Origin of the sequence: Actinomadura sp. J1-007, from assembly GCF_009793335.1 — a bacterium.
GTDB lineage: Bacteria > Actinomycetota > Actinomycetes > Streptosporangiales > Streptosporangiaceae > Spirillospora > Spirillospora yumaensis.
Window position 1 is genome coordinate 5045221 of record NZ_WING01000001.1, and the last position, 26971, is coordinate 5072191.

Below are 26971 nucleotides of genomic sequence, written 5' to 3' on the forward strand. Positions count from 1 at the left end.
CGGCCGCCGCGTTGGCTGGGAGTACCGATGAAGAAGCGCACCGACAGGATGATCGCCGTTGGAGGCGTGGCCGCCAGCGCGGTCCTGCTGCCGGGGATCATGGTCGTCCTGGCGCAGACCGGGATCGGCACCTCCTCGCACCACCGCAAGCCCGGCGCGACGGAGTCGCCCGCCGGCGCGGAGCTGTCCGGGGGCGACCCCGTCGCGCAGCCGTCGATCCCCTACACGCCGTACCCGTCCTCGACGAAGAAGCCGAAGACCGGCGGCAGTTACCCGTTCGGCAGCGGGCCGGCCACCCCCGCCCCGTCCGACCCCGACCGCGACCCGGGCTCGCACGGCAAGAAGCCGCACATGCCCAAGGGCTCGAAGTCGGTGCGCAACAGCTACCGCAAGGCCGACGACGGCGCCAAGATCACGGCGGTGAAGAAGACCGGGACGCGGCAGTACGACGTCTCGATCGCGACGCCCGCGCTCGGCAAGACGGTGAAGACGCGCGTGCTGGTCCCGAAGAGCTGGAAGGCGGGCTCCAAGCGGAGCTGGCCCGTCGTGTACGCCTACCACGGCGGCGAGAACACCTACACCTCGTGGACCAAGGACTCCAACATCGAGTCGGTCGCCGCCCCCTACGACGTGATGGTCGTGATGCCCGAGGGCGGCTGGCGCGGCTCGTACACCAACTGGTGGAACGGCGGCAGAGGCGGCATCCCGGCGTGGGAGACGTTCCACACCAGCGAGGTCGTCCAGCTCATGGAGCGCAACTTCCACGCCGGCACGTCCCGGGCCGCGATCGGGCTCTCGTCCGGCGGCCAGGGCTCCATCACCTACGCCGAACGGCACCCGGGGCTGTTCAGGTACGCCGCGTCCTACAGCGGGGCGCTCAACATCACCGCGCCCGGGATGCCGACCGCGCTGATGATGATGAACAACTCCCCGGCATCAACCCCAACGACATCTGGGGCAACCCCGCGACCGACCGCGCCAACTGGGCCGCGCACGACGCGACCGTCAACGTCGGCAAGCTCCGCGGCGTCGGGGTGTACGTCTCGTCCGGCGACGGGCGTCCGGGCCGCTACGACGACCCCAACAAGCCGCCCTACGACGCGGGGCGCGTCGGAGAGCAGCTCGCGGGCATGATGAACCGCAACTTCGTGAGCGCCGCCAAGAAGGCGGGCGTCCCCATCACCGCCAGCCTCTACGGCGCGGGCACCCACCGGTGGGCGTACTGGATCCCGAGCTGGCCAAGAGCTGGCCCAAGATCACCGCCGCCATCGGAGCCCGCAGGCGCTGACCCACCGCCGAGCCGCCGCCGAGCCGCCGCTCCGCGAGGCGGGGGATTCCGGTCGGGTTCGCAACGGGCAATATGGAGTGGTGACTCAGGAGCTGCTGGCGGACCTCGTCGCCGAGGGCGGCGCGGTCGTGCTCAGCGGCGCCGGGCTGTCCACCGAGTCGGGCATCCCCGACTACCGGGGCGAGACGGGGCGCCGGCGCCGGGGCGAGCCGATGACCTACCAGGCGTTCGTCGGGAGCGAGGCGGCGCGCCGCCGCTACTGGGCGCGCAGCCACGTCGGGTGGCGGCACGTGACGGGCGCCGCGCCGAACGACGGGCACCGCGCGGTGGCCGAGCTCCAGCGGCGCGGGCTGGTCTCCGGGATCATCACCCAGAACGTGGACGGACTGCACCAGGCCGCCGGGGCGCGCGACGTCGTGGAGCTGCACGGCGGGCTGGACCGCGTCGTGTGCCTCGGCTGCGGGCGGCGCACGTCCCGCGAGGCGCTCGACCGGCGGCTGCGCGCCGCCAACCCCGGCTGGGACGCCGCGACCGACGCGATCAACCCCGACGGCGACGCGGTGCTGCCGGACGAACGGGTCGAGGCGTTCGCGATCGTCGGCTGCGAGGACTGCGGCGGCGTCCTCAAGCCCGACGTGGTCTTCTTCGGGGAGAACGTGCCGCCCGCCCGCGTCCGCCACTGCTACGCGCTGACCGGGGCCGCGAACCTGCTGCTGGTCCTCGGGTCGTCCCTCACGGTGATGTCGGGGCTGCGGTTCGTGCGGCGGGCCGCCGAGGCGGGGATCCCGGTGGCGATCGTCAACCGCGGCGCGACGCGCGGCGACGGGCACGCGCTGCTGCGGCTCGACGCCCCTCTCGGCGCCGCGCTCACCGATCTGCTTTCGACGCTGGACGCCGCCGGGCAGCCTGCCTGATTCAGTTATTTCAACGGCGCCCGCGCGCATGTCAAAAAACAGGCCGACCGTTCAGAACGGCGTAATGCCGAAGGCGTCGGCGCAGGTCGGGGACCGGCGCGTTTCTAGCGGGTGACCGCGGGTTCCCCTTGCCGCCATTCGGCGTTTGCCGTCGTCGGCGGGGCTGGTCGATAGTCGGTGCTGACCGGCAGGGCCCTGCGGTCGGTAGCGTCCCCCGCATTCCCGTGAAAGGGATACCCGCTGATGAACAAACGTCGTCTCCTGGTCGCCGTGCCCGCCGCCCTGCCCGTCGCGCTCCTGACGCTCACGGGCACGTCGGTGGCCCAGGCGGATCCGACGCCGCCCCCCTCCCCGAAACTCGTGGGCGGCGTGCCCGCGTCGCAGACCTACTCGTTCATGGCCTCCCTCCAGAACTCGGCCGGCAGCCACAACTGCGGCGGCACGCTCGTCGGCGCGAGCTGGGTGGTCACCGCCGGGCACTGCGGCCAGCCGTACCAGGTCCGGATCGGCACCACCAACCGCACCTCCGGCGGCGAGGTCCGCCGGGTCGCGTCCCGCCAGGCGCTCGGCGGCGACATCGCCCTGCTGCGGCTCGCCAGCCCCGCGACGTCCGCTCCCGCTCCCATCGCGACCAGCGCGCCGGTCGGCTCGGCCACCCGGCTGCTCGGCTGGGGCCAGACCTGCCCGACGCAGGGCTGCGGCGGCGCGCCCGTCGGCCTGCGCCAGCTCGACACGACGATCCTGGCCGACTCGCGCTGCTCGGGCATCAGCGCCTCGACCGAGCTGTGCATCAACGGCGGCGGCGGGCGCGGCGCCTGCTACGGCGACTCCGGCGGCCCCGCGCTGACCGGCGGGCCGGGCTCCTGGCAGGTCGTCGGCGCGACGAGCCGCGGCACCGCCAGCAGCTGCGCCATCACCCCCGCCATCTACACCGACGTGACCGCGTACCGCTCCCAGATCCTGCGGATCATCGGCGGCGGCGCGGGCGCGGCCCGGTAGGGGGCGGGCATGCCGGCCATGAGAACGCGCGCCCGCAGGCTTCTGAGGGCGCTCGCCGCGACGCTGTTCGGCCTCGCGCTCGTCACCGGGGCGGCCTCCGTTCCCGCGAACGCCTCGTCCGGCCCGGCCGCGGCGCACGCGGCGGCGCAGGCGGCGCCCGTCGCCGTCCGCACGATCCGGTACGACGCGTCGCGCGCCGCCGAGTTCAAGGCGGTCGTCGACCAGGGCGCGCAGACCTGGAACCAGAGCGTCCAGAACGTCAAGTTCGTCGCCGGCTCTCCCGCCGACGTCGTCGTCCTCGCCGACAACGGCTGGCCGCGCGCGCAGCCGGCCGGACTCGGCCGGGGCACGGTGTGGATGGGCCGCCAGGCCGTCCAGCAGGGCCACTACCCGCACCGGATCGCCTCCCATGAGCTCGGTCACATCCTCGGGCTCCCCGACCGCCGCACCGGCCTGTGCACCGACCTGATGTCGGGCGCGAGCGCCGGGACGGGCTGCCGCAACCCCGACCCGAACGCCGCCGAGATCGCCGAGGTGGAGCGCAACTTCCGCAACGGCCGCATGCCGCTCGCGCCCGGCGTCACCCTCACCGAGGCGCCGGTGCCCGCCGGCCGCTGACCCAGGACCATCCCTCCCCTCCCCAGAACCGCGGCGCCCCTCGCCTATGAAGGGGCGCCGCGGTTCCGTATGTTCTGGGGCGTGAGCGGTCATACGGGGCACCGCCCCCGCGCGTGCTCCTGCGCCGGGTCGCGGCGGAGGACGGAACCGAGTTCACCGCGCGCGCACGCGCGAGCCTGGAGCTGCACCGCCCGTGGATCTCGTGCCCGACCACGCCCGGACGGTTCGCCGCGTACGTGGCGGGCTTCGACGGCGTGACGGCGGTCGGCTACGTCGTGTGCCTGCGGGAGAGCGGGGCCATCGCGGGGTTCGTGAACGTCCGCCAGATCCACCGCGAGTCGTACCGGCGGGGCGTGCTCGGGTACGGGGCGTTCGCGCCGTACGCCGGGAGGGGCCTGATGGCGGAGGGGCTCGCGCTGGCGGTGCGGCGCGGGTTCGGGGAGCTCGGCCTGCACCGGCTGGAGGCCGACGTGGAGCCGGGGAACGCGGCGTCGCTGAACCTGCTGAAGCGGCTGGGGTTCCGGCGCGAGGGGTTCGCCGCCGAGCTCATCGAGATCGACGGCGTCTGGCGGGACGCCGAACGCTGGGCGATCACGACCGGCATGATCGGATCTTCACTCCCGACGTTTAGTGATCTTGACTATGAGTGATAAGGCGACAAACAGGTCATGACGCGCACCGCCGCGCTCAGATCTCGCCCCTGTGGAGGTCGGTCGGCGTGGCCAGCAACCAGCACGACGAGCACGGGCCCGACGCGGGCGGCCGTCCCGAGTGGCCGGACACGCTGGACGTGCGGTCCCTCCTGGAGGAGGGCTGGCGTCCGACGCCGTTCCGCGAGTTCGTGCTGAAGGTGCACAGCCGCTGCAACCTCGCCTGCGACTACTGCTACATGTACGAGATGGCCGACCAGGGCTGGCGCGCCCAGCCGCGCCGGATGAGCCGCCAGGTCGTCGACCTCGCCGCCCGCCGGATCGCCGAGCACGCCCGCGACAACCTGCTGCGCGAGGTCGACGTCGTGCTGCACGGCGGCGAGCCGCTGCTCGCGGGCGTCGAGCACCTGCGCTACGTCGCGACCGCCGTCCGCGAGGCGATGCCGCCGGACATCGCGGTCACCCTCCAGGTCCAGACCAACGGCGTGCTGCTCGACCCGCGCTTCCTCGACCTGTTCGACGAGCTCGACATCACCGTCGGCGTCAGCGTGGACGGCGACGAGGAGGGCCACGACCGGCACCGGCTCAGGGCGAACGGCAAGGGCAGCTACGGCGAGGTCGCCGCGGGGATCGAGCGGCTGGCCTCCCCGCGCTACCGGCACCTGTTCGGCGGCCTGCTCGCGACCGTCGACCTCGACAACGACCCCGTCCGCACGTACGAGTCGCTGGTGGCGTTCGGCCCGCCGACGATCGACTTCCTGCTGCCGCACGGCAACTGGGACGCGCCGCCCCCGGGCCGCCCGCCGGACGGCACCACCCCGTACGGCGACTGGCTGATCAAGGCGTTCGACCGCTGGTACGGCGAGCCGGTGCGCGAGACCCGCGTCCGGCTGTTCGGCGAGGCCATCCGGCTGCTGCTCGGCCGCCCCTCGTACGGCGAGGCGCTCGGGCTCGCCCCCGTCTCGCTCGTGGTGGTCGAGACGAACGGGCGGATCGAGCAGGTCGACACGCTCAAGTCGGCGTTCCAGGGCGCGGCGGGCACCGTGCTGCACGTCGCGCGCGACCCGTTCGACACCGCGCTGATGCTGCCGCCGATCGCCGCGCGGCAGATCGGCCCCCGGGCGCTGTCGCCGCGCTGCTCGTCGTGCCACCTCCGCCGCGTGTGCGGCGGAGGCCACTACGTGCACCGCTACCGGTCCGGCAGCGGCTTCCTCAACCCGTCGGTCTACTGCGCCGACCTGACGCGCCTGATCACCCACGTGCACGACGTCGTCGCCGCCGACGTGGCGGGCCTGCGGCCGTCCCCCTAGCGGACGGGCCCTAGATGGGCGGCGGGTCGAAGTCGGCGTCGAGGTGGCGGCCGGACAGGAAGACCTGCGCGTCGGGGTGCTCCAGGCCGAGGGTGCGGGCGTAGCCGTCCTTGACCCGCTCGTGCAGGGCCGCGGCCTCCTCCTCCGCGCCGGCCTCCTTCAGGTCGGCGGCGAGGTTGGCCGCGCACGACAGCGCCATCGGGTGGTCGTCGCCCACGATCGCGCGCAGCCGGCGCAGCGTGCCCTGGCCGAGCCGGCAGGCCGCGTCGACCTCCCCGAGCGCCGACAGGTCGCTCGCGAGGTTGGTGGCGACCGTGAGGGAGTAGTGGTGGTCGCGGCCGAGCTTGGCCTCCAGGCCCGTCAGCGCCTCCTCGTTCAGCTCCCGCGCGGTGGGCGCGTCGCCCCGCTCCCGGTGCATGATCGCCAGGTTGCCGCGGCAGCCGTAGTTGTACGGGTGCGCCGTGCCGTACACCCGCGGGTACCGGCGGGCGGTGTCCTCGGCGAGCTGCATCGCCGCGTCGGACTCGCCGAGGCCGCGCTGGACGTTCGCCAGGCACATCGCGGTCGCGAGCGTGTCGGGGTGGTCGAGCCCGAACAGCCGCACGTACTTGGCGTGCACCTCCTGGGCGAGTTCGAGGGCCCGGTCGAAGTCGCCCGCGCGCCGCCAGGCGATCGACAGGTCCTTGCCGGTGCGCAGCGTCGCGTTGTGCTCGACGCCGAGCTCGTCCTTGGCGTACGCGTAGGCGTCCTCGCCGAGGTCGCACGCCTCGGCGTAGTCGCCGCACAGCCGTACGGCGCGCGCGAGGCCGCTCCACGCGATGAGCAGGCTGACCTTGTCGGCGCCGGCGCCCTCGGCGGCCTGCCAGCCGCGGAACGCGCGCTGGAGCAGCTCCTTGGAGCCGATGTAGTCGCTGCTCAGCCCGTAGTCGAGCGCGAGGTTGTTGACCGTGCGCAGGGTGTCCAGGTCGGTCGGGCCGTACTTGCCCTCGTAGCGCCGCAGCAGCTCCTCGTCGCGCTCGCGCGCCTGCTGGAAGTCGCCCTTCGCGCGCAGGTCCGCGCAGTCGCCGCGGCGGTACCGCAGGGTCAGCTCGTCGTCGGGGCCGAACGTCTTCTCCGCGACCTCCAGCGACTTGCGGTTGAGCCGGGACGCCTCCTCGTACGCGCCGAGCTCGCGCAGGATGTTGACCTGCTCCAGGCGCAGCGACAGCACGTCGATGTGGTCCTCGCCCGAGTCCGCGATCCAGTTCTTGAGGAAGCCGTCCACCAGGCCGCGCGCCGACGCGTAGTCGCCCCGGGCGAACAGGTACCGGACGATGTTGAGCGACAGCGTCCGCGCCTCCGGGGCGCCGCTCTCGCCGACCGCGGCGGGCGCGATGTGCCCGAGCAGGTTGGCGTAGCGCGGCCAGTTGGCCGGGTCGCGGGGGTCGGACGGCGCGTACCCGGCGAGCAGCAGGTGCACCGCGTGCCGCATCCGCGCCTGCTCGGCCGGGAGCAGCTCGTCGCGCAGCAGCGCCTGGATCAGCCGGTGGACCTGGATCGTCCGGCCGGGGATGTCGAGCCGCGCGAGGGCGTACCGGCCGAGCTCGCCGATCGCCCGGCTCAGCCCGATCGGGTCGGCGATCAGCCCGGACAGCTCGGCGCCGATCCCGGCGCGGGGCTGGCTGAACGCGTCGCGGGGGATCGGCTCGGGCCCGAAGAACGCGCAGCAGCGCAGCAGCTCGACCGCCTCGGGCAGGCGCTCCTTCAGGCTCGTCACCGACAGGCCCCACGCGGCGGTCATCGACACCGGGTACTCGGTCGGCTTGCCCTCGCCGAGGAGCTGGCTGGTGCGCTCCTTCAGCAGCCCGAGGTACTCCGGCACCGACATGCCCGTCTCGGCCTGGAGCGCCCCGGCCTGCTCCAGCGCGAGCGGCAGGTCGCCGAGCTCGTCGGCCAGCCGGTCGGCGTCCTGCTCGCTGATCGCCTTGGAGACCCGCTTGCTGAGGAACTCCACGCTCTCGGCGCGGCTGAACACGTCCACCGGGACGGTGTCGACCACGCCGTCCCAGCGGTGGTTGCGGGAGGTGATCAGCACGTGGCCGGGGCCCTGCGGGATGACGTCGTTGAGGTCCTCGGGCTGGTCGGCGTTGTCGAAGATGAGCAGCCACCTGGAGAACGGCTCGCCGCGGCGCAGCGCGTCGAGCACCGCCTTCGCCGCGTCCTCGATGCCGCTCGCGGTGCTCGGCGGGAGGCCGAGGTGCGGGGCGAGGCTGGCGAGCGAGGAGCGCACCAGCACCGGCTGGTCGGCGGGGATCCACCAGACGACCTCGTACTCGGCGCGGAAGCGGTAGGCGTACTCGACGGCCATCTGCGTCTTGCCGACGCCGCCGAGCCCGTGCAGCGCGTGCGGCACGACCGCGGTCACCTGGCCGGCGATGCCCGCGCGCAGCCGGGACAGCAGCTCCTCGCGGCCCGTGAAGTTCTTGTTCCGTGGGGGATCCTTCCCCACACCTCAGGGACGCGGCCCGCGGAACGCGGTGCGCCTGAGTGTGGACTGGTCATGCGATCCACCTCCGAGTTGTCTCCCGTTCCCGGCTACCCATGCAATTTTCGGGTCTCCTTACCAAGGGGACAACCCCGTGATCCGGCGCGGTTGGAAAATCTCTCGAAAGGAAGCCGGTAATGTGTCGAGTGACACAAGGGGCGCCCAGCTCGGGAAAATCGGCCGGGCCAAAATCGCGGGCCGGGCGGGTCATAACCGGGATGGACGAAAGTGGTCACCGGTGAAAGAATCACGGCGGCGCGCGGCCCGCCGGTACCCGCCACAGTGGGGATCGCGCGGCGATCCGGTCAGCGCCGACCGGGATCGTGAACGCCGGCTCCCACCTGCACGGCAACCCTGACGCACGGGAGAGACCATGTCACGGCAGACCACCGACAAGGCCCCTGACCTCGGCTTCATCGACACCACCGGACTGACCGGGCTCGCCCTGGCGCCGCTTTCGGAATCGGCGTTGAAACGCGCGCTGATCGAGGTCGTCGACCCGTTGTGCGCCGAGCGCGACCCGCAGGCCGGCTTCGACAACAGCGGGGGCAGGCCGCCCCGCCGCAACGGGGCCGCCCGGGCGTGAGGGAATGAGAATTCCTCTCTTGCGCGCGCTCTTCCCGGCTCCGCTGTGGACGGGTCGGGCGCGTATTACCCTGGGTGGACCAGAGTCTCCTTGAAAGTCGGCTCACCGTCCGCGGAGGCCGCCTGCGGAGGTCGTCCGATGATCACCAGTTCCCACGTCGACGGTCCGCCTCCCTACGTCGGGGGGCGGCCCTTCGGCAGCGGAGACGAGGAGGTCTTCTTCGGCCGGGCGGACGAGTCCGCCGAGCTGGCGCGGCTCTGGCGGACCCACCGGCTCACCCTCCTGCACGGGCACGCCGGCGCGGGCAAGACCTCGCTGCTGGCCGCCGGGGTCGTGCCCCGGCTCGAAGCGGGCGGCGAGCACGTGCTCGGCCTCGGCCACGTCTGGCGGCACAACGCGTTCCCGACGGCGGCGTTCCCCGAGCAGAACCCGTTCACCCTCGGGCTGCTGTCGTCGTGGTACCCGAGCGAGTCCCCGGCCGACGTCGCCGGGACGTCCGTGCTCGGCTTCCTGCGCAAGCACGGGCGCAAGGACAGGTTCGGCAGGCCCGTCCCGACGCTCGCCGCGATCGACCAGGCCGAGCTGCTGTTCCGCGGCTCGATCCCGCACGAGCGGCAGCGGCGCGCGTTCCTCGGCCAGCTCGGCCGGGCGCTGCTCGGCGAGCCGAGCCTGCGGCTGCTGCTCTGCGTGCGCGACGACCACCTCGACGAGGCGCTCGCGTTCGCCCGCGGGCTGGGCGACGCCGAGGGCGCTTTCGGGCCGGACGGCGTGGAAGGCGCGGACGGCGTGGACGGTGCGGCGGGGCGCTCGGGCCTGGCCGACGGCGACCGCGCCGCGTTCCGGCTCGGGCCGTTCGACCGGGACGCCTCGGCCGAGGCGGTGCGCGGGCCGCTGGAGGCGCGCGGCCACACCGCCCCCGCGCCCGCCGTCGCGCGGCTCGTCGACGAGCTGCACACGTTCCGCACGCCCTGGACGCCGCACGCGCAGGCCGTCGACACGGTCGAGCCCGCGCTGCTCCAGACGGTGTGCTCCCGGCTGTGGTCCGACTTCCCCGGCGAGGCGGGCGTCCCGGCCGAACGGCTCGGCGCCGAGGTCGACCGGGTGCTCGCCGGGTTCTGCGCGCGGTCGCTCGCCATGGTCGCGGCCGACCACCGGGTCGCCCCCGGCGAGCTGGCGGCCTGGTTCCGCGAGGCGTTCGCGGAACGGCAGGGGAGCGGGGGAGTCGCCGAGGACGAGCTGCCGCGCGCGATGAGCGGGCCGGTCGTCCGGGCGCTGGAGGACCTGCACCTGATCAAGGCGCGCCGTGACGCGGGCGGGCGCCGCTACGAGCTGATGCACCCGCGGCTCGCGCGCACGCTGCACGGCCTCGGCGAACGGCCCGTCCCCGTCCGCAGGCCCGGCCCCGCCGCGCGGCTGAGGGCCGCCGAGGTCGCGCTGTGCGAGGGCGCCGCCGACCTCGCCCGGCACCACACCGAGGGCGTGATCCGCGCCTGCGGCAAGGACGACCTGCGCGTTCTCGGACGGGCCGAGCTGCTGCTCGGCAACATCGCGCACGAGCAGGGGCGCCCGGCGCCCGCGGTCCGGCACTACCGCAGCGCGGCGCAGATCTTCGAGGTGCTCCAGGACACCCGCGCGGTCGGGCTGCTGCTCGCCGCGGTCGGCCGGCTCGTCATGGACGTCAACGCGGCCGAGGCCGTCTCGGAGCTGCGCACCGCCGCCAACCGGCTGCCGAACGACCTGACCGTGCACATCGCGCTCGGGCAGGCGCTGTGGCAGGCCGGGCAGATCCGCGCGGCGCTCGCCGTCCTCGACGGGGTGCTCGCGCGGGACGGCGACGCGTCGGAGGCGCTGCGCACGCGCGGGGAGATCCTCGCCGACCTCGGGCAGGCCGGGCCCGCGCTCCGCGACCTCAGCCGCGTCGACCGCGGCGGGCGCTCCTCCACCGAGGCGGCCTGGCTGCTCGCGGTGACCATGCACGCGCGCGGCGCCTCCACCGCGGACGCCGAGACCGACGGACCCGGCACGGCGGACGTGACGGGTGCGGCGGGTGAGGCGGGCGCGGCGAGCCCGGCGGGCGGTGCTGGCGGTACCGGCGGTACGGGGCGGACGGAGCAGGCGGGCGCGGCAGGCCGTTCAGGCGCGACCGGCCAGGCGGGTCAGACGGGCGAGGCGGGCGAGGCCCGCGCGGCGCTCGACGGCGCGGGCCACGACGCGGGCCACGACGCGGTGGACAGCACAGGGGACGGCACGGGGGGCGGCGCGGGGGACGGCGGCCCGGACCCGGGCAGCGGCGCGCGGCGCGGACGGCCGACGCCGGACGCCCTTCCCGCCGACCGCCGGGCGCCCGAACTGCCCGCCGTCCCCGACGCCGAGAGCGGGCCCGTGCTGCTGCGCATCGCCCGCGCCCACCGGCTGCACGGCGACGCCGAGTTCGCCGCCGAGATCGCGGCCCGCGCGGTCGCCGCGCGGCATCCGCCGCTGCCGCCGCAGATGCGGGACGAGGCGCGCGGGCTGGAGCACCGGCCGTTCGGCACCGACCGCGCGTGACCGCGCGGCCGTCCGGGAGTTCGACGATCTTCCGCTCCGGTCCGTCCCCATTCCGGTAAAGTGCGGACCTCGCAAGGGATGCGCCGGGATCATCCGCCGATCGGGTCGAGAACGCCACCAGCGAGGCATTAGCCCACCGTGGCAACATCGCACCGTAATTGTCTCGATCGGTGCAATATCCGGCTGCCGGGCATTTTGGCCTCACCTGGAAGTCTTTTGGGCCGCCGCTGGCATGTCGGATCGCCGGGCCCGGTCGCGCCCGCCCAAAACTCCGACAGGTGACCGTGTCTACCGACGATGCGCAAGGGTGGCGACGTGACTTCAGGCTGCTGTGGGGCGGCTCGGCGTTCTCCCACCTCGGCACCGTCAGCGCCGCGACCGCGAGCCCGCTGCTGGCCCTGTCGCTGACCGGATCGCCCGTCTTCGCGGGGTGGGTGACGGCCGCGAGCGCCGTGCCGGGCCTGCTGCTCCACGTGCCCGCCGGGTGGCTCGCCGACCGCGCCGACCGGCGCCGGATCATGCAGGCGAGCCAGGCCGCCCGGTGCCTGTCCACGGCCCTGTTCGTGCTCGGGTTCACCCTTTTAGGAAATCCCTGGTTACTGCTCGTGGCCGTGCTCGCCGACGGCGCGTGCGCCACGTTCTACAGCATCGCCGAAAGCGCGGCCGTCCGGCATATCGTCCCGCCCGGCAGCCGCCGGTCCGCGATCGCCAAGAACGAGGCGCGGCTGCATATCGCCCAGTTCATCGGCCGCCCGCTCGGCGGCTTTCTCTTCGGCGTCGGACATCTCATCCCGTACATCTTCGACGCGCTCTCCTCGTTCGTCTCTTTCCGCGCCATCGCGCGCATGCGCACCGGTGACTTCCATCCCTTCCGGATGCGCCGAACCGTCCCCGAAGCGGCCCCCACCGCCCTCGCCGCTCCCGCCCCGCTCCCCGGCGCGGACGTCCCGCACGCGAAACCCGTACCCGCCGCCTCCTCTGCGCCCGCCACGCCCCCGCACTCCGTGACCGCGCAGATCGAGACCGCTCAGTGCAAGGCCGCGCACGCCATGGGCTCGCCGGGCGCGGAGGACGACGGCTGGGACGACGGCTGGGAGGGGGAAGGGGAGGGGCTGCGGGGGGCGACGTTCCGGAGCGGGGTCTCGCTGGTGGCGCGCGATCCGTTCCTGCGCACGGTGCTCGTGGTCTGCGGCATCGCCAACTTCCTGCTCCAGACGACGCTGCTGCTCATGGTCGTGCTGGCCAAGGAGCACGGGACGAGCAGCGCGGCGATCGGGTTCCTGCTGGCGACGTCGGGGGTCGGCGGCGTGCTCGGCGCGCTGGTCGCCCCGCGCGTGCTGCAACGGCTCTCGCCCCCGGCGATCGTGCGGGCCTGCGTGTGGAGCTGGCTCGTCCTGCTGGCGGTGGTGGCGGTCGCGCACGACCCGGTCGTGGGGCTCGTCGCGTGGGGCAGTTGCAGCTTCATGGGCGCGCACGTGAACGTCGCGCTCGCCGCGCACCAGGCGTCCGCCGTGCCGAAGCGGCTCCAGGGGCAGGTGATGGGGCTGACGCGGTTCGCGACGGGCGGCGCGATCCCCCTCGGCGCGCTGTGCGGCGGCTACGTCATCGCGGGGCTCGACCCGGCGCTCACCGCGTGGCTGGCCGTCGCGGTCATGGCGCTCGTCGTGCTGGGCGTGTCGATGCCGCTCGCGGCCCGCGCCCGACGCTGCGCGGCGGTGGTGCGGTGGTGCGCGGGGTGATGCGGCGCTGCGCGGCGGCGGCTCGGCGGTGTGCGGCGGCGGTGCGGCGGTGCGCAGGGGTGGTGCGGCGATTCGCGGGTGCGGTGTGGCGCGGGTGCGGGGGGTCGCGGGGGGGCGCGCGTTCTCGCCGCCGGCGCCGGGCTTCGCGCTCCTATGCCGCATTCGGGCGGGGGTTACCATAACGGGACGGGTGTGGCGGTGGTTCATTCGGGACGGGCGCAGACGGAGCCGCGGGGCCCTTGCATGGCGAGCAGGTCACTGGACGTCGCGGATCAGGACCGGCTCGTGTCAGCCCTGCTCCGCATCGACAGCATGCGCGAACGGCGTACCCGCGCGCTCTACGTGTCGGTCCTGGAGCGGGAGCTCGGGCACCGGCTGGGCCGCAAGGAGTACGCCCAGGACCAGCACGACGTCTGGGACCTGGTCGACTGCTGCCTCACGCACGCCGGCGCGCTGCACGCGCTGGTCCGCGTCCTCGAAGGGTTCCACAAGGGCAGCCGCTCGGTGGCGGCCGTCCGCGCGATCGTGGCGGAGCTGGTGCCCGAGCCGCTGCTCGGGGCGGGCGAGCGCCGCGAGCTGCGCCAGCTCGTCGCGTCCCTGGAGAGCCAGGGCCTCGGCGCCGAGCACCTCGCCGAGCACCTCGCCCTCTACCGCCGCGCGGTCGGGCCCGTCGGCCCGGCGCCGGGCCGCGACGTGCGCGGCGTGCAGGACCTGGTCAACCAGCTTGAGGACGTGGCGTCCGGCTCCGACGGCGTGCCGCCGCTGCTGGCGTTCGCCGCCGACCTCGCCGGGCAGACGCGGGGCCCGACCGCGACCGCGCTGCGCGAGTGGGCGATCCGCTTCGGCGAGCGCCTCGGCCTGCCGCCCGAACGGATCGAGCAGCTCCTCCAGCCCGCGCCGCCCGCGCTGCCCGGCGCGGACCCGGAGGCGTTCCTCGTCATCGAGTGCCGGCCGGACGGCGCCGAGGCCGACCGGTTCCTGGTCACCGCGTGGCTCCAGATCGCCGGGGAGCGGGCCATCCCGCTGCGCCGCGAGGACGAGCCGAGGCCGATCGCGCTGCTGCCCGACCTCATCGAGGAGCTGCTCGCCCGCGACAGCCGCGTCGTCACCCGCGACACCCCCGAGCTGACGATCGAGCTGATCCTGCCGCGCAGCCTGCTCAACCTGCCGTTCGACCAGTTCCGGATCACGATCGCCGGGCTGGAGCGGCGGCTCGGCATCGAGTACGCCGTCGTGCTGCGCAGCCTGGAGCGGCTGCGGCACCGCGCGCTGCGGCACAACTGGCGGCGCGCCTGGGACCGGCTCCGCCAGGACCCCGCGAGCGCCACCGTGTGCTGGGTCGCGAGGCCGCGCGAGTACGACAGCGAGCGGCTCTACACGATGGTGTCGGAGCATCCGTCGGTCGGGCTCGCGATGCCGTTCCCGCCCTGGGGCGACGGGCCCGAGACGGTCGACGAGCTGTGGGTCGCCGTGCACGCCGGCGCGCCGATCGTGCTGTGGTGCCGGGACGGCCGCGACCCCGAGCGGTTCGCCGAGGAGGTCCGCGACCTGCTGGGCGACGGCCTGCTGTCGCTCCCGCGCCGCGTCCGCGACCTGCGCCGCAAGGCCGTCCTGGACGGCGCGGGCACCGGGACGGGCATCGAGCCCGGCGGCGAGGGCCATGTCGCGCCCGCGGCGCTCGGCGACCACCTCGGGCTCCGGCTCGCGCTGCTGTTCGACGACCCCGACCGCCTGCCCGAGCCGGACGGCAGGCTGAGACCGCCCGCGCATTCCTGACCACGACCGCGCTCCGCTGGAGGACCGCATGACACCTGGATCCGCCCCCGACGGCCAGGGCCGTGACTGGCGCGTCTACCGGGGCGACGGCACCCCGCACGACGGGATCGCGGACCTCCCGCCCCCGCCGCCGTGGCGGCGGTTCGACCCGGCCGAGCCCGGCGACCCCGCGCGGGCGCGGCGGCTCGGCGACCTGGAGCGCGCCGCGTCGTACCGGGCGGACGAGCAGGTCGTCGACAAGGTCAACGCGGCGCTCCAGCTCCGCCGCCCGCTGCTGGTGACGGGCAAGCCGGGGTCGGGCAAGTCGACGCTGGCGTACAACATCGCCTACGAGCTGCGCCTCGGGCCCGTCCTGTACTGGCCGGTGTCCAGCCGTACGACCCTGGAGCAGGGTCTGTACGACTACGACGCGATCGGGCGCGTGCACGAGACCAGCCTGCGCCGCTCCGCGCCCGGGGCGGGCGGGGGCGCCGAGCCGGCCGGCGTGCCGGACATCGGGCGCTACGTCCGGCTCGGTCCGCTCGGCACCGCGCTGCTGCCCGCCGAGCGGCCCCGCGTGCTGCTGATCGACGAGCTGGACAAGAGCGACATCGACCTGCCGAACGACCTGCTCAACGTGCTGGAGGAGGGCCGGTTCGCGATCCCCGAGCTGGCCCGGCTCCCGGCCGACCAGGACGAGGTGGAGGTGATGACGGCGGGCGACGGCCGGGCGGTGATCCGGCGCGGGCTGGTGCGCTGCTCGACGTTCCCGATCGTGGTCATCACCAGCAACGGCGAGCGGGAGTTCCCGCTGGCGTTCCTGCGGCGCTGCGTGCGGGCGGCGATCGAGCCGCCCAGCCGCGAGCGCCTCGCCGACATCGTGGAGGCGCACCTCGGCGCGGGCGCGCGCGCCGCCGGGGAGGAGATCATCCGCGAGTTCCTGGACCGCCGCGCGCAGGGCGACCTGGCCACCGACCAGCTCCTCAACGCGATCTTCCTGGCCACCTCGGGCTCCCGTCCGCCGGAGACCACGCTGGCCGAGCTGGTCGAGGCGATCCTGCGCCCGCTGGACGTCACCCGCCCGGCATGATCGACAAGCTGGTCGAGGCGCTGCGCGGCCTGGACCCGCCGCCGACGGCGGAGGAGCTGGCGGACACCCTCTGGCTCGCGCGGCGGCTCCGGTACGAGCCGGCGGCCGAGCCCGCCCCCGGGCGCGAAACGGACGTCCCGGCGGACGCGCCCGGCCCCGCGCCCGCTCCGGACGTGCCCGGCGCGAGCGCCGCGCCCGGCGCGCCGGGGCCGGGCGGCGGCACGGCGGGACCGGGCGCGCCGTCCGCCGCGCAGGCAGGGCTGTACCTCCCGGGGAGCGGGACGGCCGGCCCCTCGTTCCACGTGCGCGCTCCGGCGCTGCCCGCGATCCCCGACGCGCTCGGCCTCGCGCGGGCCCTGCGCCCGCTGCGCCTCACCGTGCCGTCCCCGCACCGGATGGAGCTGGACGAGGCGGCGACCGCGCGGAGCGTCGCCGAGACCGGGATCTGGCAGCCGGTCACGCGCCCGTGCCCGGAACGCCGGCTCGACCTCGCGCTCGTCGTGGACACCGCGCCGTCCATGGTCGTGTGGCGGCGCACCGCCGCCGAGCTGCGGACGCTGGTGGAACGGCTCGGCGCGTTCCGCCGCGTCCGGGTCTGGTACCTGGACACCGACGGCGACCTGCTGCCGCGCACGGGCAGGGCCGCGGGCGACCGGGTCGACCGCGTGGTGCCCGCGCACCGGCGCGTCGTCCTCGTCGTGAGCGACTGCGTCGGCGCCGCCTGGCAGGACGGCCGGGCCGCGGCGCTGCTCGAACGCTGGGGGCGCGTCGGCCCGGTCGCCGTCGCTCAGCCGCTGCCGCAGCGGCTCTGGCGGCGCTGCGGCGCCGCGGTGGAGCCGGTGCTGTTCACCGCGTCCGCGCCCGCGATCCCGAACGCCCGCCTCGTCACCCGTCCCCGCGAGGACGCCCCGGACGGCGCGAGCGGTTTCGGCGGCGGTAGCGGTTTCGGCGGCGCGAGCGGCGCGAGCGGCGCGGACGGCGCGGAGTTCGCCCCCGGCGTCGCCGTCCCCGTCATGGAGCTGGATCCGCGCTGGATGCGGACCTGGGCGGCGATGGTCGCGAACGGCGGCCGGGACGTCGCGGGGTCGGCGCTGTTCACCGGGCGCCCGGTGGACGAGGACGCGCACCTCGACGGCCCGACCGACGAGCTGTCCCCGCTCGAACGGGTCAAGCGGTTCCGCGCCGCGTCGTCCCCGATGGCGTTCGACCTGGCGGGGTACCTCGCCGCCGCGCCGCTGCGGCTGCCGGTGATGCGCCTGGTCCAGCAGGCGATGCTGCCCGAGTCGACGCCCGCGCACCTGGCCGAGGTGTTCCTCGGCGACCTGATGCGGATCGCCGGGCCGGGGCCTGGCGGCTCCCGCGACCCGTACGAGGTGGCGTACGAGTTCCGCGACGGGGTCCGCGACGTGCTGCTCGGGCGGCTGCTCCGGGGCGAGGCGCTGCGCGTGCTCCGCGAGGTGTGGACGATCGTGCGCGGCCGGCTCGGCTCCTCGCTCGACTTCCCCGCGCTGCTCGGCGCGATCCAGAGCGACGACGACTACCTGCCGCCGGACCGGCCGTTCGCGCACGTCGCGGCGCAGGTGCTCGTCCGGCTCGGCGGCCGGTACAGCGAGGTCGCCCGGCGGATCATGGAGAAGCACGGCGAGCTGGAGGGAACGGCCCGCGGCGCCGTCCCGGCCGGGCCCGCCGCGGCGGCGGGGACGGGCGGCGCGGGCGGCCTCGGGACGGCCGAGTCGTCGCTGTGGGGGAACGTCCCACCCCGCAACCCGTACTTCACCGGGCGTGCCGCGCACCTGGCCGCCGTCCGCGACGCGCTCCGGAACGGCCCGGCCGCCCTGATTCCGGGACCGGGTGCCGAGCCGGGCGGCAGCGAGGGGAAGACGCAGATCGCCGCGGAGTATGCGCACCGGCACGCGGGGGAGTACGACGCGGTGTGGTGGGTCCCGGCGGGGGACCCGGTCTCGGCGCGGGCCGCGCTCGCCGAGCTGGCGCGGCGGCTCGGCACGCCGCTCAGCGACGACGTCCGGGTGACCGCCGCGACCGCGCTCGCCGCCCTCGCGTCCGGCCGCCCCTACGCGCGCTGCCTGCTCGTCTACGACAGCGCGGGCGGCCCGGACGAGACCGCGCCGCTGCTGCCGCCGCCCCGTCCGGGGTCGCGGTGCGACGTGCTCGTGACCTCGCGCGACCGGGCGTGGGCGGACGCGTCGTCCGGCGTCGGCGTCGGGCCGTTCGAGAGGGCCGAGAGCACGGAGCTGCTGCGGCTGCGCGCGCCCGCTCTCGCGGCGTCCGACGCGGCGCGGGTCGCGGACCGGCTGGGCGACGCGCCGCCCGCCGTCGACCAGGCCGGGGTGTGGCTCGGGTCCGCGGGCGGCGGCGCGGCCGAGTACCTGCGGCTGCTCGACCTGCGGACGCGTGACCTCGCCGCCCGCTCGGCCGGCGCGAACGAGCCGGGCGGCGCGCGGGACGGGACGGCGGACGCCGCGCCGCCGACGCTCCTCGCGGCGTACGGGCTGGTCTTCGACCGGCTCCAGCGGGAACGGCCGCTGCCCGCCAGGCTGCTGGAGCTCTGGGCCCACCTCGGGCCCGAGCCGGTCCCCGGCCGCCTCCTCGCGGCCGGGAGCGCCGCCAGAAGCGCCGCCGGGGGCGCGGCCGGGCTGCCCGCCGACCTCGCGGGCCTGATGGCGGACGCGCGGCTGCGGTCGGCGGCCATGCGCGACATCGACCGCTTCGGCCTCGGCCGGTTCGACCCCGGCACGGGCGGCCTCCAGGTGCATCCGGCCGTGCGCGCGATGCTGCTGGACGGGCCCGCCGGCGCGGCCGCGCGCCCGCGCGGGACCGTGCACGCGATGCTCGCGGCGGCGACGCCGGAGCGGTGGCCGGACGACGAGGCCACGTGGCCGGCGCGCGCCGAGATCACCCCGCACGTCGTCCCGTCCGGGATCGTCGCCGCGGACCGCGCGGACGCCCGCGCGGTGGTGCTCGACCAGGCGCGCTTCCTGCGGCTGGCCGGCGACTTCGAGGGCGCCCGCCTGCTCGCCGACCTCGCCGTGGAGCGGTGGCGCGAGGCGTTCGGCGAGGACGACGCGGCCGTGCTCGACGCCACCCGCGCCCTCGCCGACGCGCTGCGCGAGCTCGGCGACGTCAAGTCGGCCGTGAGCCTGGGCGAGGACGTCCTGGCGCGGATGCGGCGCTCGTTCGGCGAGGACCACCTCGGCGCCCTTCCGGCCGCGCACGGGTTCGGCGCCGACCTGCGGCTGCGCGGCGACTTCCGGCGCGCGTACGAGGTGGACGTGGACCTGTGGCGGCGGGCGCGGCAGCGGTTCGGCAGCGACCACCCCGCCACGCTGCTCGCCGCGAACGGCGTCGGCGCCGACATGCGGCTGCTCGGCAAGTTCCACGACGCCTACGAGGTGGACCACGACGCGTTCCAGGAGCTGCGCGGCCGTCCCGGGCGCGGCTACCTCGAACTGTTCCGCGCGACCAACCACCTGGCGCGCGACCTGCACTGCCTCGGCCGGTACGGCGAGGCGCTCGAACGGCAGCGCGCCGCCCTCGACGCGCCGCACCCCGCGCTCGGCCCGGACCACGCGCTCGTCCTGGAGGCGCGGACGTCCCACGCCGGGACGCTGCGCAAGGCCGGCGAGCACGGCGAGGCGGAACGGCTCGCCGCCGAGACGCTGCGCGCGCACGTGCGGCGGTTCGGCGAGCAGCACCCGAACACCCTGGCCGCGAAGGTGAGCCTGGCGATGGCGCGCGCCTCGGCGGGGGACGCGCGGGGCGGCCGGGCGCTGCTGGAGGAGACCATCCCGCAGTACCGGGGCGCGCTCGGCGCCGACCACCCGTTCGTGCACGCCACGGCCGTCAACCTCGGCGTCCTCCAGCGCGCCACGGGCGACGCGCAGGCCGCGCTGGAGACCGACCAGACCACCCTGAACGCCCTCTCCCAGGGCGCTCTCGGACCCGACCACTACTACGCGCTGTGCTGCGCGGCGGGGCTCGCGAACGACTTCTTCCTCTTGGGGGAAACCGGAGCGGCCCACGATCTATCGTCACGTACGCGGGAGCTGTTCGTCGCCCGGCACGGGCCGGCGCACCCGTACACCCTCGCCTGCGTCCACAACCACGCCGTCATCCACCACGAGCTCGAACGGACGGACGGGCGCGACGACCTGCTCGACTGCGACATCGAACCGACCTCGCTCTAGGGCGCGCGAGCGCACAATGGAACGACCGACCCGAAGGTGACGCTCATGGCTGACTCCGCGTTCGGCGGTGGATGGCATCCGCAGGGGAGCTGCTCGCTGTTCCTCTGCGACATCGCCTCGTTCGGCAGCGAGACACGCACCGACGACGCCCGCGCGCACGTGCGGTCCGCGCTCTACGAGTCGCTGCGGACCGCGTTCGAGGACTCCTCGATCGCGCCGGCCGGCTGCTACGGCGAGGACCGGGGCGACGGGGCGATGATCGTCGTGCCGCCCGACGTCGCGACCGCGCGGCTGCTCGCCTCGGTGGTGGAGCGGCTGCGCGCGCGGGTGCGGCGGCACAACCGGCTGTCGAGCGAGGCGGCGCGGATGCGGCTGCGGCTCGCGGTGCACGTCGGGGAGGTGCGCTGGGACGGCAACGGGCTCGTCGGCACGGCCGTGAACCGCGCGTTCCGCCTGCTCGACGCCCCGTCGTTCAAGGCGGTGTTCGAGGAGGCCGGCACGGACGTCGCGCTGATCGTGTCCGACCGTGTGTACGAGGACGTGGTCAGGCACGAGCTCGACCTCGTCGACCCCGAGGACTACGCGCCGATCGACGTCGAGGTGAAGGAGACGAGGACGACCGCGTGGTTCACGCTGCCGGGCCGTCCGCACGCGGCCCGCGCCGTCGCGGTGTCGGCGCGGCCCCCGGCGGTGCGGCCGGCGGGCGCGGCGCCCGAGGCGAGCTGGGCCCCGCCTCCGCCCGGCGGCACGGCGAACTTGTTCGAGCTGGTCGACCGCACGCTGGAGATCCCGCTGATGGCGACCGAGCGGGGCCGCCAGCAGGTCGTCGGCGCGCTGCCCCTGGAGATCATGACGGTGATCCCGCGCTCGCCGGACGCCCGCTCCGACACCTACGCGATCATCCGGACGTGCCTGGACTACCCGGGCGGGCTCCAGGGGTTCGTGGCGGCGCTGCGCGGGTTCGTCGGCGACTCGATGGCCCTGAACCGGCTGGAGCAGGCCATCGCCCGCCTGCTCCTCCAGCCCTGACGCCCCCGCGCGGCCGGCGCGCCGCCGGACACCTGGCGGTCAGCGCTGGCCGCCGGGCCCGTCTCCGCCGCGGTCGCCGTCGCGTTCGGCCGCGCCGGACAGCGCGTCCACGACCGCCTCGCTCGCGTGCTCGACCGCCGCGACACCGGCGGCCATCGTCGGGTGGCGCTCGGAGATGACGGCGACGAGGAACGAGCGGCCGTGCCCGTCGCGGACGAGCCCGATGCTGTTGACCGTCCAGCGCCCGCCCTGCGCCTCGCGGGGCAGCCAGCCGTTCTTCAGCGCCACGGACGCGTCGCGCCCGGCCGCCGCGCTGACGCCCCACGCCTGCTCGGCCGTCACGTCCCCCATCAGGCCGAGGACGTAGCGGCGCGCGGCGGCGTCGAGCGGCCCGTCCCGGCGGGTGAGCGCGCCGAGGAGGCGGACCTGGTCGGCGGCGCTCGTCCTGGTCGAGCCCCACGCCTCGCCGAGGCCCGGATGGGTGTCGTGCAGCCCGAGCCTCCGGTTGGCGGCGGCGAGGCCGTGCGCGCCGCCGATCGCGCGCCACAGCTCCGTCGCGGCGTCGTTGTCGCTGACCGTGATGGCGCGTTCGGCGAGGCGGCGTTCGTTGGCGGTGAGGTCGCGGTGCCGGGCGCGCGCCTGGAGCAGCAGCGCGACGACGATGTCGACCTTCACGATGCTGGCCGTCGCGGTCCGGACGCCGGGGCCGTAGGTGTAGCCGAGGCCGCTGGACGGCTCGCGGACCGACACCGACAGGCGGCCGTCGCGGCCGTCCAGGTAGCGGTCCAGCGCGCGCGTCAGCGCGTCCCGCCGCGCCTTGGAGAACGACGGCGGGACGGGCGCGGACGGCGACGGCGCGGGCGCGGGCGCGGTCATGCGCGCCGTCCCGGCCGTCGCGGGCGCGAGGACGGCCTCGTCCCACGGCATGAGCGTGGTGGAGGAGAGGGCGGCCAGGACGGCGCAGCCGCCCGCGAAGAGGGCCGACCCGAGCGCGGCCCGCAGTCGTGTGAGACCCATGGCGCGAGTCTCACGAGACGGATGTTTCCTCGGCGTTTACCGTGCACGGGCGTTACCTGTGTGGCGAGGGGCGGGAGCGGCGGGGCGGACGCGGCGTCAGCGGCGCTCGGCGGTCAGCAGGATGAACAGGGCGGTCGGGAAGCCCTCGCGCCACCACGGGTCGTCGCGGATCTGCTCGGGCGTCGGGTGCGGCTCGCGCAGGTCGGCGATGACGAAACCCGCGTCTCGGAGCGTTCCAGAGTAGTACTCCAGAGGCCGCAGCCACGAAGTGATCATCGAGGGCGACTCCAGGCCGTCGACCCGGAAGCGCTGGTCCACGCCGCGCGGCGCGAAGTAGCGGGCGGCGGGCACGCTGCCCGCCGCGCCGTGCTCGGCGTCCACGGTGTAGAAGCAGGGGTGCAGGGTCAGGATGACCAGCCGCCCGCCGCCGCGCAGCACCCGGCCGAACTCGTGGATCGCCCCCGTCGGGTCGGGCAGGTGGCTGAACAGGTGGTTGCAGACCACCAGGTCGAACGAGGCGTCCTCCAGCGGCATCGCGTCCACGCTCGCGCAGGTGAACGAGGCCGTTCCCGCGTCGGGGCCGTCCGGGCCGCCGGGGCCGCCGGGGGCGTGCGGGCCGTAGTTCTTGGCCGCGTCGATCAGGCCCTCGCAGGAGTCGACGCCGACCACGTCCGCGCCGGCCGAGGCGAGCGTCCGGGCGAGGTAGCCCTCGCCGCAGCCCGCGTCCAGCACCCGCAGGCCCTCGACCGGCCCGATCGCGTCGAGCAGGGCGCGGTCGGTGAGGTCGGTCCGGTACCGGTCGCGCCGCTCGCGGATGACCTTCACCCAGTACTCCGCGTTGGCCTCCCACCGCTCGCGCGTGAGGTTCACGACCGCTCGGCTCGCGTCGTTCACCGGCTCCCCGCTCTCCCGCATGGGCTCATGCCATGCCCTTCAGTTTTCCGATCAGTGCGATGCAGGTCGCGCGGACCCTCCGGTCGCGGCAGTCGGCCGCCCGCCCTTCCAGGGCCCGCACGAGGTCGGCCCGGCGCCCCCGAACGTGGGGTCGCGGCGCAGCGCCAACGGGATGTAGGTGGACGCCAGGTAGTACAGGTAGGCGTCGTTGTAGCTCCCGATCTCCCGGAGCACCTCGCGCGCGGTGTTGCGCAGCAGCAGGGAGCCGGGGAGCGTGAAGTCGGAGCTGATCCGCCCGTCGCGGCTGTAGGTGGGGAACGACCACTCCTCCAGCGCCGCGTACACCGGCGTCGCCTCCAGCTCGCGGCGGTACCGCTCGGCGAGTTCGAGGTCGTCGTTGCTGATGAGCGAGCCCATCACCACGCCCCGCATCATGAACGCGGTGCGCCGTCCGGGGACCTCGAACGACAGGTCCGCCTCCATCGACCCGGTCACCTTGCTGACCTGATGCGTCAGCACGTTCAACGCCAGGATCGAATGGAACGAGTAGGTCTTGCGGTTCAGCCGCGGGGCCAGTTCGACCGACGACTCGAACAGTTTGCCGGGATTGGCGAGAAGCCCCTCGCCCGGCGTGGTCGAGAAAAGCGTCTCCAGCGCGCGGTCCTGTTCCCGTCCCCAGAACCGGGCCAGATAGGACGACACTTTCGGGACCGAGTCGCCGCGCACGATGCACAGCGCCGCCTCCAGCGCGTTCAGCAGGTGCTGCTGCGCGACCGAGGACGCTTCGAGCGCCCCCAGATCGACCGTCAGGCCCTCCGACTGGAGGTCGGAGACGAGCACGTTGCGCCGTTTCAGCAGGGAGTGCGCCATCGAGTACTCGGCGATTCCCGGAACGGACGACATCAGGCTCTGGAGGGACCGGCCGCTGATCCGGTCGAGCCACGCGGGGTTGTCCCAGAGGCGGAACACGGTGCTCTCGTCGAGCCCTGAGAAAATCGCCACGTCGGACATGTTCAGCCCCATGTCCTGGGTGATCTCGGAAAGGGACTTCGGCTCGCTGTCCGCTGTCATGGCCCGCCCCAAGAGTGGCATTCGCTGACTCTTCGATCGTAACGGCGGGGTGGAGCCGGGCAAGTGTGGTCAGTCGGATCAGTCCGTTCGGTCGGCCGGTCAGCCGGGCGTGCGGCCGACCCAGCCGACCAGCGGCGTCGGGTCGCCGGTCGCCGGGTCGCGAACGGAGTGGGCGAGGTTGGCCTGGCGCGGGCGGACCGCGCCGAGGCCGCGGACGAGCGCCCCGATGGCCTCCCGCGTCCGCGGCACGAACGGCACGCCCGCCTCCCCGTACAGCGCGGCCATCGTGTCGAGCTGCGGGGTCCGCTCGGCGTGCGACAGCACGACGCGGCTGCCGGGCGGCAGGCTCCGCACGAGCGTCTCCAGGATGCCGCGCGGGTCCTCGGCGTCGGTGACGTGGTGCAGCACGCACATCAGCAGCACCGCGACGGGCCGGCCGAGGTCGATCAGCCGGCCGAGCTCGGGGTGCGCGAGGACGCCGCCGGGCGCGCGCAGGTCGGCCCCGAACGCGCCGGTGCCGCCGTCCACGGCGAGCAGCGCCCGCGCGTGGCTGAGCACCAGCGGGTCGTTGTCGACGTAGGCGACCCGGCAGTCGGGGGCGTGGCGGCGGGCGAGCGCGTCCACGCTCTCGCCCGCGGGCAGGCCGCAGCCGACGTCGACGAACTGCCGGATCCCGGCCCGTTCGGCGAGCAGCCGGACCGAGCGGCGCAGGAACGCCCGGTTCGCGGCGACCATCCCCGCGACGGCCGGCGCCTCCCGCAGGACCTGCTCGGCGAGGTTGCGGTCGGCCGCGTAGTTGTCCTTGCCGCCGAGGAAGTAGTCGTGCATCCGGGCGATGTTGGGCGGGGTGTCCTCCAGCCCGGGGGCGCACCCCTCGGGCGGCCGGCCGAGCGTGGCCCGCCGCCGTATGCTCAGCACGGTTCCCACGGTCACAGCACCTTCCATCCGTCGCCGACGGCGAGCGCGAACCAGAACGTCCAGCCGCCGCCGGGGTGGCGGCGGGTGCCGGTCTCGGTGGCGAGCGCCTCGATCAGGTACGGCCCCCACTCGGCGACGGCGAGCGGGTCGTCCGGCCTCGGCGGCGCGCTCCGAGGGAGGCCGCCCCCGGTGACCTCCACCCGGACGCACCGCCCGGCGTACCGCGCGCACAGCCGGATCCGGCCGTTCTCGCGGGCCCCCGCGTGCAAGACGGCGCGCGTCACGGCCTCGCTCGTCAGCAGCTCCAGGTCGCCGACCACCGCCGGGACGGCGATGAAGCAGGCGCCGACCAGCTCCCTGACATAGGTGCGGGCGGGCCGTACCGCCGCGGGCGTCGCGGCGAGCTCGATCTCTCCGAGCAGCCGGTCGGGCGCGCCGCTCGCGTTCCACCCGGCGGGCTCGCCGAGCTCCAGTGACGGTTCGAACGACGGCGCCGGAGAGAGGACCGGCGCTCCTGACCACGCGTCTCGTACGTCCATGGCAACGACGGCATCACGCATTCGTGTCGGGCTGTAACCGAACATTCGCTTGGTGGTCTGGTCGGGGATCGGACCGGCGGCGCGGGAGCGGGTCCCGGGCCGCACGACACCCACACTGACGCCGGGACGGGGGCCGAGTCACCGTCGCTTGCGCGCGTGCAATGCCCCTCCGCCACGCAGCGCGAACGCCGTCGTACCGGCCGTCCGCCGCACCGGCGCCGACGTGCGGGGCCTCTGGACCGGTACCGTGCCGACCGAACGGCCGGACCCCGCCGACGCACCGGCGGCGGGCGGCGTCCGGGTCCGGCCGGGTTCCTCCGCCCGGACGGCCGAAGGGGTGCGGGAACCGGGCCGTACAGTCGGAGGGTGGACGAGTTCGAGGAGCACCGCGGGCACCTGTGGGGCGTCGCGTACCGGATCCTCGGCACGGCCGCCGACGCCGACGACGCGGTGCAGGAGACGTGGCTGCGCTGGCGGCGCGCCGACCGCGCGAACGTGGCCGACGCCCGCGCCTACCTGACCACCGCGGTCAGCCGCGTCTGCTACGACGCGCTCGCCTCCGTGCGCGCGCGCCGCGAGTCGTACGTCGGGGAGTGGCTGCCCGAGCCCCTCGTCGGGGACGGCGGCCCGCTCCCGGGCCCGGAGGACGCCACGGTCCTGGACGAGTCGGTCGGCATGGCGCTGCTCGCCGTCATGGAGCGGCTCAGCCCGGCCGAGCGGACGTCGCTGGTGCTGCACGACGTGTTCGCGATGCCGTTCGAGGAGATCGCCGGGATCGTCGGGCGCACCCCGGGCGCCGTCCGCCAGCTCGCCTCCCGCGCCCGCCGCCGCGTCCAGGACTACGCGCCGCGCCGCACGCCCGACCGCGCCGCGCACGCCGAGGTCCTCAAGGCGTTCGCGGCGGCGGCGACCGGCGGCGACCTGCCCGGGCTGGTCGCCGTGCTCGACCCCGGCGTGGTGTGGCGGGCGGACGGCGGCGGCGAGGCGAGCGCGGCCCTGGTGCCGGTCACCGGCGCGGACCGCGTCGCGCGGGTCGTGGCCGGGCTCGTCGCGCGCTGGTACGACGGCATGACCGCCGTGTTCACCGACGTCAACGGCGCCCCCGGCATCGTGCTGCTGGACGCCTCCGGCGCGGTCGACTCGGTGCTCGCCTTCACCGTCGCGGACGGCCGGATCACCGAGGTGGACGTGGTCCGCAACCCGCGCAAGCTCGCCCGCGTCGCGGTGTGAGGCGGGTCACTCAGACATTCCGCCGCGCCGTCCGGTCTTCCCTGCGAG

20 protein-coding genes are annotated in these 26971 nt (G+C 75.1%); 14 read left to right on the top strand and 6 right to left on the bottom strand.

The genetic code is table 11. The features are described from left to right. Window positions 1–27 precede the first annotated feature (27 nt). From GEV43_RS22950 to GEV43_RS22975, 6 genes are all read left to right on the top strand, one after another. Window positions 28–1134 (top strand): alpha/beta hydrolase family protein, encoded by a 1107-nt coding sequence (locus GEV43_RS22950; protein ID WP_160822445.1) that lies wholly within the window; start codon window positions 28–30, stop codon window positions 1132–1134. Window positions 1135–1368: 234 nt separating this feature from the next. Then, window positions 1369–2202 (top strand): NAD-dependent protein deacetylase, encoded by an 834-nt coding sequence (locus GEV43_RS22955; RefSeq protein WP_309239785.1) that lies wholly within the window; start codon window positions 1369–1371, stop codon window positions 2200–2202. A gap of 243 nt (window positions 2203–2445) precedes the next feature. Further along, window positions 2446–3201 carry a trypsin-like serine protease gene (locus GEV43_RS22960; protein WP_160822447.1) on the top strand — a complete coding sequence of 252 codons (756 nt, stop codon included), beginning with the start codon at window positions 2446–2448 and terminating at the stop codon, window positions 3199–3201. 9 nt (window positions 3202–3210) lie between these two features. Then, entirely contained in the window at window positions 3211–3819 is a 609-nt protein-coding gene (locus GEV43_RS22965; protein ID WP_241683012.1) for a snapalysin family zinc-dependent metalloprotease, read from the top strand. Window positions 3820–3932: 113 nt separating this feature from the next. Next, the gene (locus GEV43_RS22970; RefSeq protein WP_309239786.1) at window positions 3933–4469 is read left to right on the top strand and encodes a GNAT family N-acetyltransferase; all 537 of its coding nucleotides are present in this window, start codon (window positions 3933–3935) and stop codon (window positions 4467–4469) included. A 68-nt stretch (window positions 4470–4537) separates the two neighbouring features. Next, window positions 4538–5779, top strand: coding sequence for an FxsB family cyclophane-forming radical SAM/SPASM peptide maturase (locus tag GEV43_RS22975; RefSeq protein WP_309239787.1), 1242 nt, complete (start codon window positions 4538–4540; stop codon window positions 5777–5779). A gap of 10 nt (window positions 5780–5789) precedes the next feature. On the opposite strand, the gene fxsT (GEV43_RS22980) is transcribed toward GEV43_RS22975, so the two are convergent. Further along, window positions 5790–8267 carry an FxSxx-COOH system tetratricopeptide repeat protein gene (fxsT, locus tag GEV43_RS22980; RefSeq protein WP_160822448.1) on the bottom strand — a complete coding sequence of 826 codons (2478 nt, stop codon included), beginning with the start codon at window positions 8265–8267 and terminating at the stop codon, window positions 5790–5792. Between the two features lie 409 nt (window positions 8268–8676). On the opposite strand from fxsT (GEV43_RS22980), the gene GEV43_RS22985 reads away from it, so the two are divergent. The 7 genes from GEV43_RS22985 to GEV43_RS23015 all read left to right on the top strand — a co-directional run bounded on the left by GEV43_RS22985 (window position 8677) and on the right by GEV43_RS23015 (window position 21254). After that, the gene (locus GEV43_RS22985) at window positions 8677–8889 is read left to right on the top strand and encodes a hypothetical protein (protein WP_160822449.1); all 213 of its coding nucleotides are present in this window, start codon (window positions 8677–8679) and stop codon (window positions 8887–8889) included. Between the two features lie 138 nt (window positions 8890–9027). Beyond that, window positions 9028–11436: a tetratricopeptide repeat protein gene (locus GEV43_RS22990; protein WP_160822450.1), complete on the top strand. Its 2409-nt coding sequence runs from the start codon at window positions 9028–9030 to the stop codon at window positions 11434–11436. A 284-nt stretch (window positions 11437–11720) separates the two neighbouring features. After that, window positions 11721–13175 carry an MFS transporter gene (locus GEV43_RS22995; protein WP_160822451.1) on the top strand — a complete coding sequence of 485 codons (1455 nt, stop codon included), beginning with the start codon at window positions 11721–11723 and terminating at the stop codon, window positions 13173–13175. A gap of 285 nt (window positions 13176–13460) precedes the next feature. Beyond that, window positions 13461–14951 (top strand): hypothetical protein, encoded by a 1491-nt coding sequence (locus tag GEV43_RS23000; protein ID WP_160822452.1) that lies wholly within the window; start codon window positions 13461–13463, stop codon window positions 14949–14951. Window positions 14952–14979: 28 nt separating this feature from the next. Continuing rightward, window positions 14980–16020 (top strand): MoxR family ATPase, encoded by a 1041-nt coding sequence (locus tag GEV43_RS23005; protein ID WP_160822453.1) that lies wholly within the window; start codon window positions 14980–14982, stop codon window positions 16018–16020. Next, entirely contained in the window at window positions 16017–20225 is a 4209-nt protein-coding gene (gene fxsT / locus GEV43_RS23010; RefSeq protein ID WP_160822454.1) for an FxSxx-COOH system tetratricopeptide repeat protein, read from the top strand. The genes GEV43_RS23005 and fxsT (GEV43_RS23010) overlap by 4 nt, the downstream gene beginning before the upstream one ends. 45 nt (window positions 20226–20270) lie before the next feature. Beyond that, on the top strand, window positions 20271–21254 hold the full coding sequence (locus GEV43_RS23015; protein WP_160822455.1) for a hypothetical protein: 984 nt from the start codon (window positions 20271–20273) through the stop codon (window positions 21252–21254). A 39-nt stretch (window positions 21255–21293) separates the two neighbouring features. Here GEV43_RS23015 and GEV43_RS23020 read toward each other — a convergent pair whose 3' ends face one another. The 5 genes from GEV43_RS23020 to GEV43_RS23040 form a co-directional block, all read right to left on the bottom strand. Beyond that, the gene (locus GEV43_RS23020; RefSeq protein ID WP_160822456.1) at window positions 21294–22271 is read right to left on the bottom strand and encodes a serine hydrolase; all 978 of its coding nucleotides are present in this window, start codon (window positions 22269–22271) and stop codon (window positions 21294–21296) included. 96 nt (window positions 22272–22367) lie between these two features. Further along, entirely contained in the window at window positions 22368–23186 is an 819-nt protein-coding gene (locus tag GEV43_RS23025; RefSeq protein ID WP_160822457.1) for a class I SAM-dependent methyltransferase, read from the bottom strand. 30 nt (window positions 23187–23216) lie between these two features. Then, window positions 23217–24236 carry a hypothetical protein gene (locus GEV43_RS23030; protein WP_160822458.1) on the bottom strand — a complete coding sequence of 340 codons (1020 nt, stop codon included), beginning with the start codon at window positions 24234–24236 and terminating at the stop codon, window positions 23217–23219. Between the two features lie 99 nt (window positions 24237–24335). Further along, window positions 24336–25169, bottom strand: coding sequence for an SAM-dependent methyltransferase (locus tag GEV43_RS23035; protein ID WP_160822459.1), 834 nt, complete (start codon window positions 25167–25169; stop codon window positions 24336–24338). After that, window positions 25166–25693: an ATP-binding protein gene (locus GEV43_RS23040; RefSeq protein WP_160822460.1), complete on the bottom strand. Its 528-nt coding sequence runs from the start codon at window positions 25691–25693 to the stop codon at window positions 25166–25168. Before GEV43_RS23040 ends, GEV43_RS23035 begins: the two co-directional genes overlap by 4 nt. A 366-nt stretch (window positions 25694–26059) precedes the next feature. Between GEV43_RS23040 and sigJ the strand changes: the two genes are divergently transcribed. Then, window positions 26060–26923, top strand: coding sequence for an RNA polymerase sigma factor SigJ (gene sigJ, locus GEV43_RS23045; RefSeq protein WP_160822461.1), 864 nt, complete (start codon window positions 26060–26062; stop codon window positions 26921–26923). Window positions 26924–26971: the final 48 nt, after the last annotated feature.

Excerpts from the sequence above, each read along its gene's own strand:
- GEV43_RS22950 (WP_160822445.1), top strand. The coding sequence starts at position 28 with ATGAAGAAGCGCACCGACAGGATGATCGCCGTTGGAGGCGTGGCCGCC.
- GEV43_RS22985 (WP_160822449.1), top strand. The coding sequence starts at position 8,677 with ATGTCACGGCAGACCACCGACAAGGCCCCTGACCTCGGCTTCATCGAC.
- GEV43_RS23040 (WP_160822460.1), bottom strand. The coding sequence starts at position 25,693 with ATGGACGTACGAGACGCGTGGTCAGGAGCGCCGGTCCTCTCTCCGGCG.
- GEV43_RS23030 (WP_160822458.1), bottom strand. The coding sequence starts at position 24,236 with ATGACAGCGGACAGCGAGCCGAAGTCCCTTTCCGAGATCACCCAGGAC.
- GEV43_RS23020 (WP_160822456.1), bottom strand. The coding sequence starts at position 22,271 with ATGGGTCTCACACGACTGCGGGCCGCGCTCGGGTCGGCCCTCTTCGCG.
- fxsT (WP_160822454.1), top strand. The coding sequence starts at position 16,017 with ATGATCGACAAGCTGGTCGAGGCGCTGCGCGGCCTGGACCCGCCGCCG.
- GEV43_RS22990 (WP_160822450.1), top strand. The coding sequence starts at position 9,028 with ATGATCACCAGTTCCCACGTCGACGGTCCGCCTCCCTACGTCGGGGGG.
- GEV43_RS23015 (WP_160822455.1), top strand. The coding sequence starts at position 20,271 with ATGGCTGACTCCGCGTTCGGCGGTGGATGGCATCCGCAGGGGAGCTGC.
- GEV43_RS22965 (WP_241683012.1), top strand. The coding sequence starts at position 3,211 with ATGCCGGCCATGAGAACGCGCGCCCGCAGGCTTCTGAGGGCGCTCGCC.
- GEV43_RS23005 (WP_160822453.1), top strand. The coding sequence starts at position 14,980 with ATGACACCTGGATCCGCCCCCGACGGCCAGGGCCGTGACTGGCGCGTC.
- GEV43_RS23025 (WP_160822457.1), bottom strand. The coding sequence starts at position 23,186 with ATGCGGGAGAGCGGGGAGCCGGTGAACGACGCGAGCCGAGCGGTCGTG.
- GEV43_RS22960 (WP_160822447.1), top strand. The coding sequence starts at position 2,446 with ATGAACAAACGTCGTCTCCTGGTCGCCGTGCCCGCCGCCCTGCCCGTC.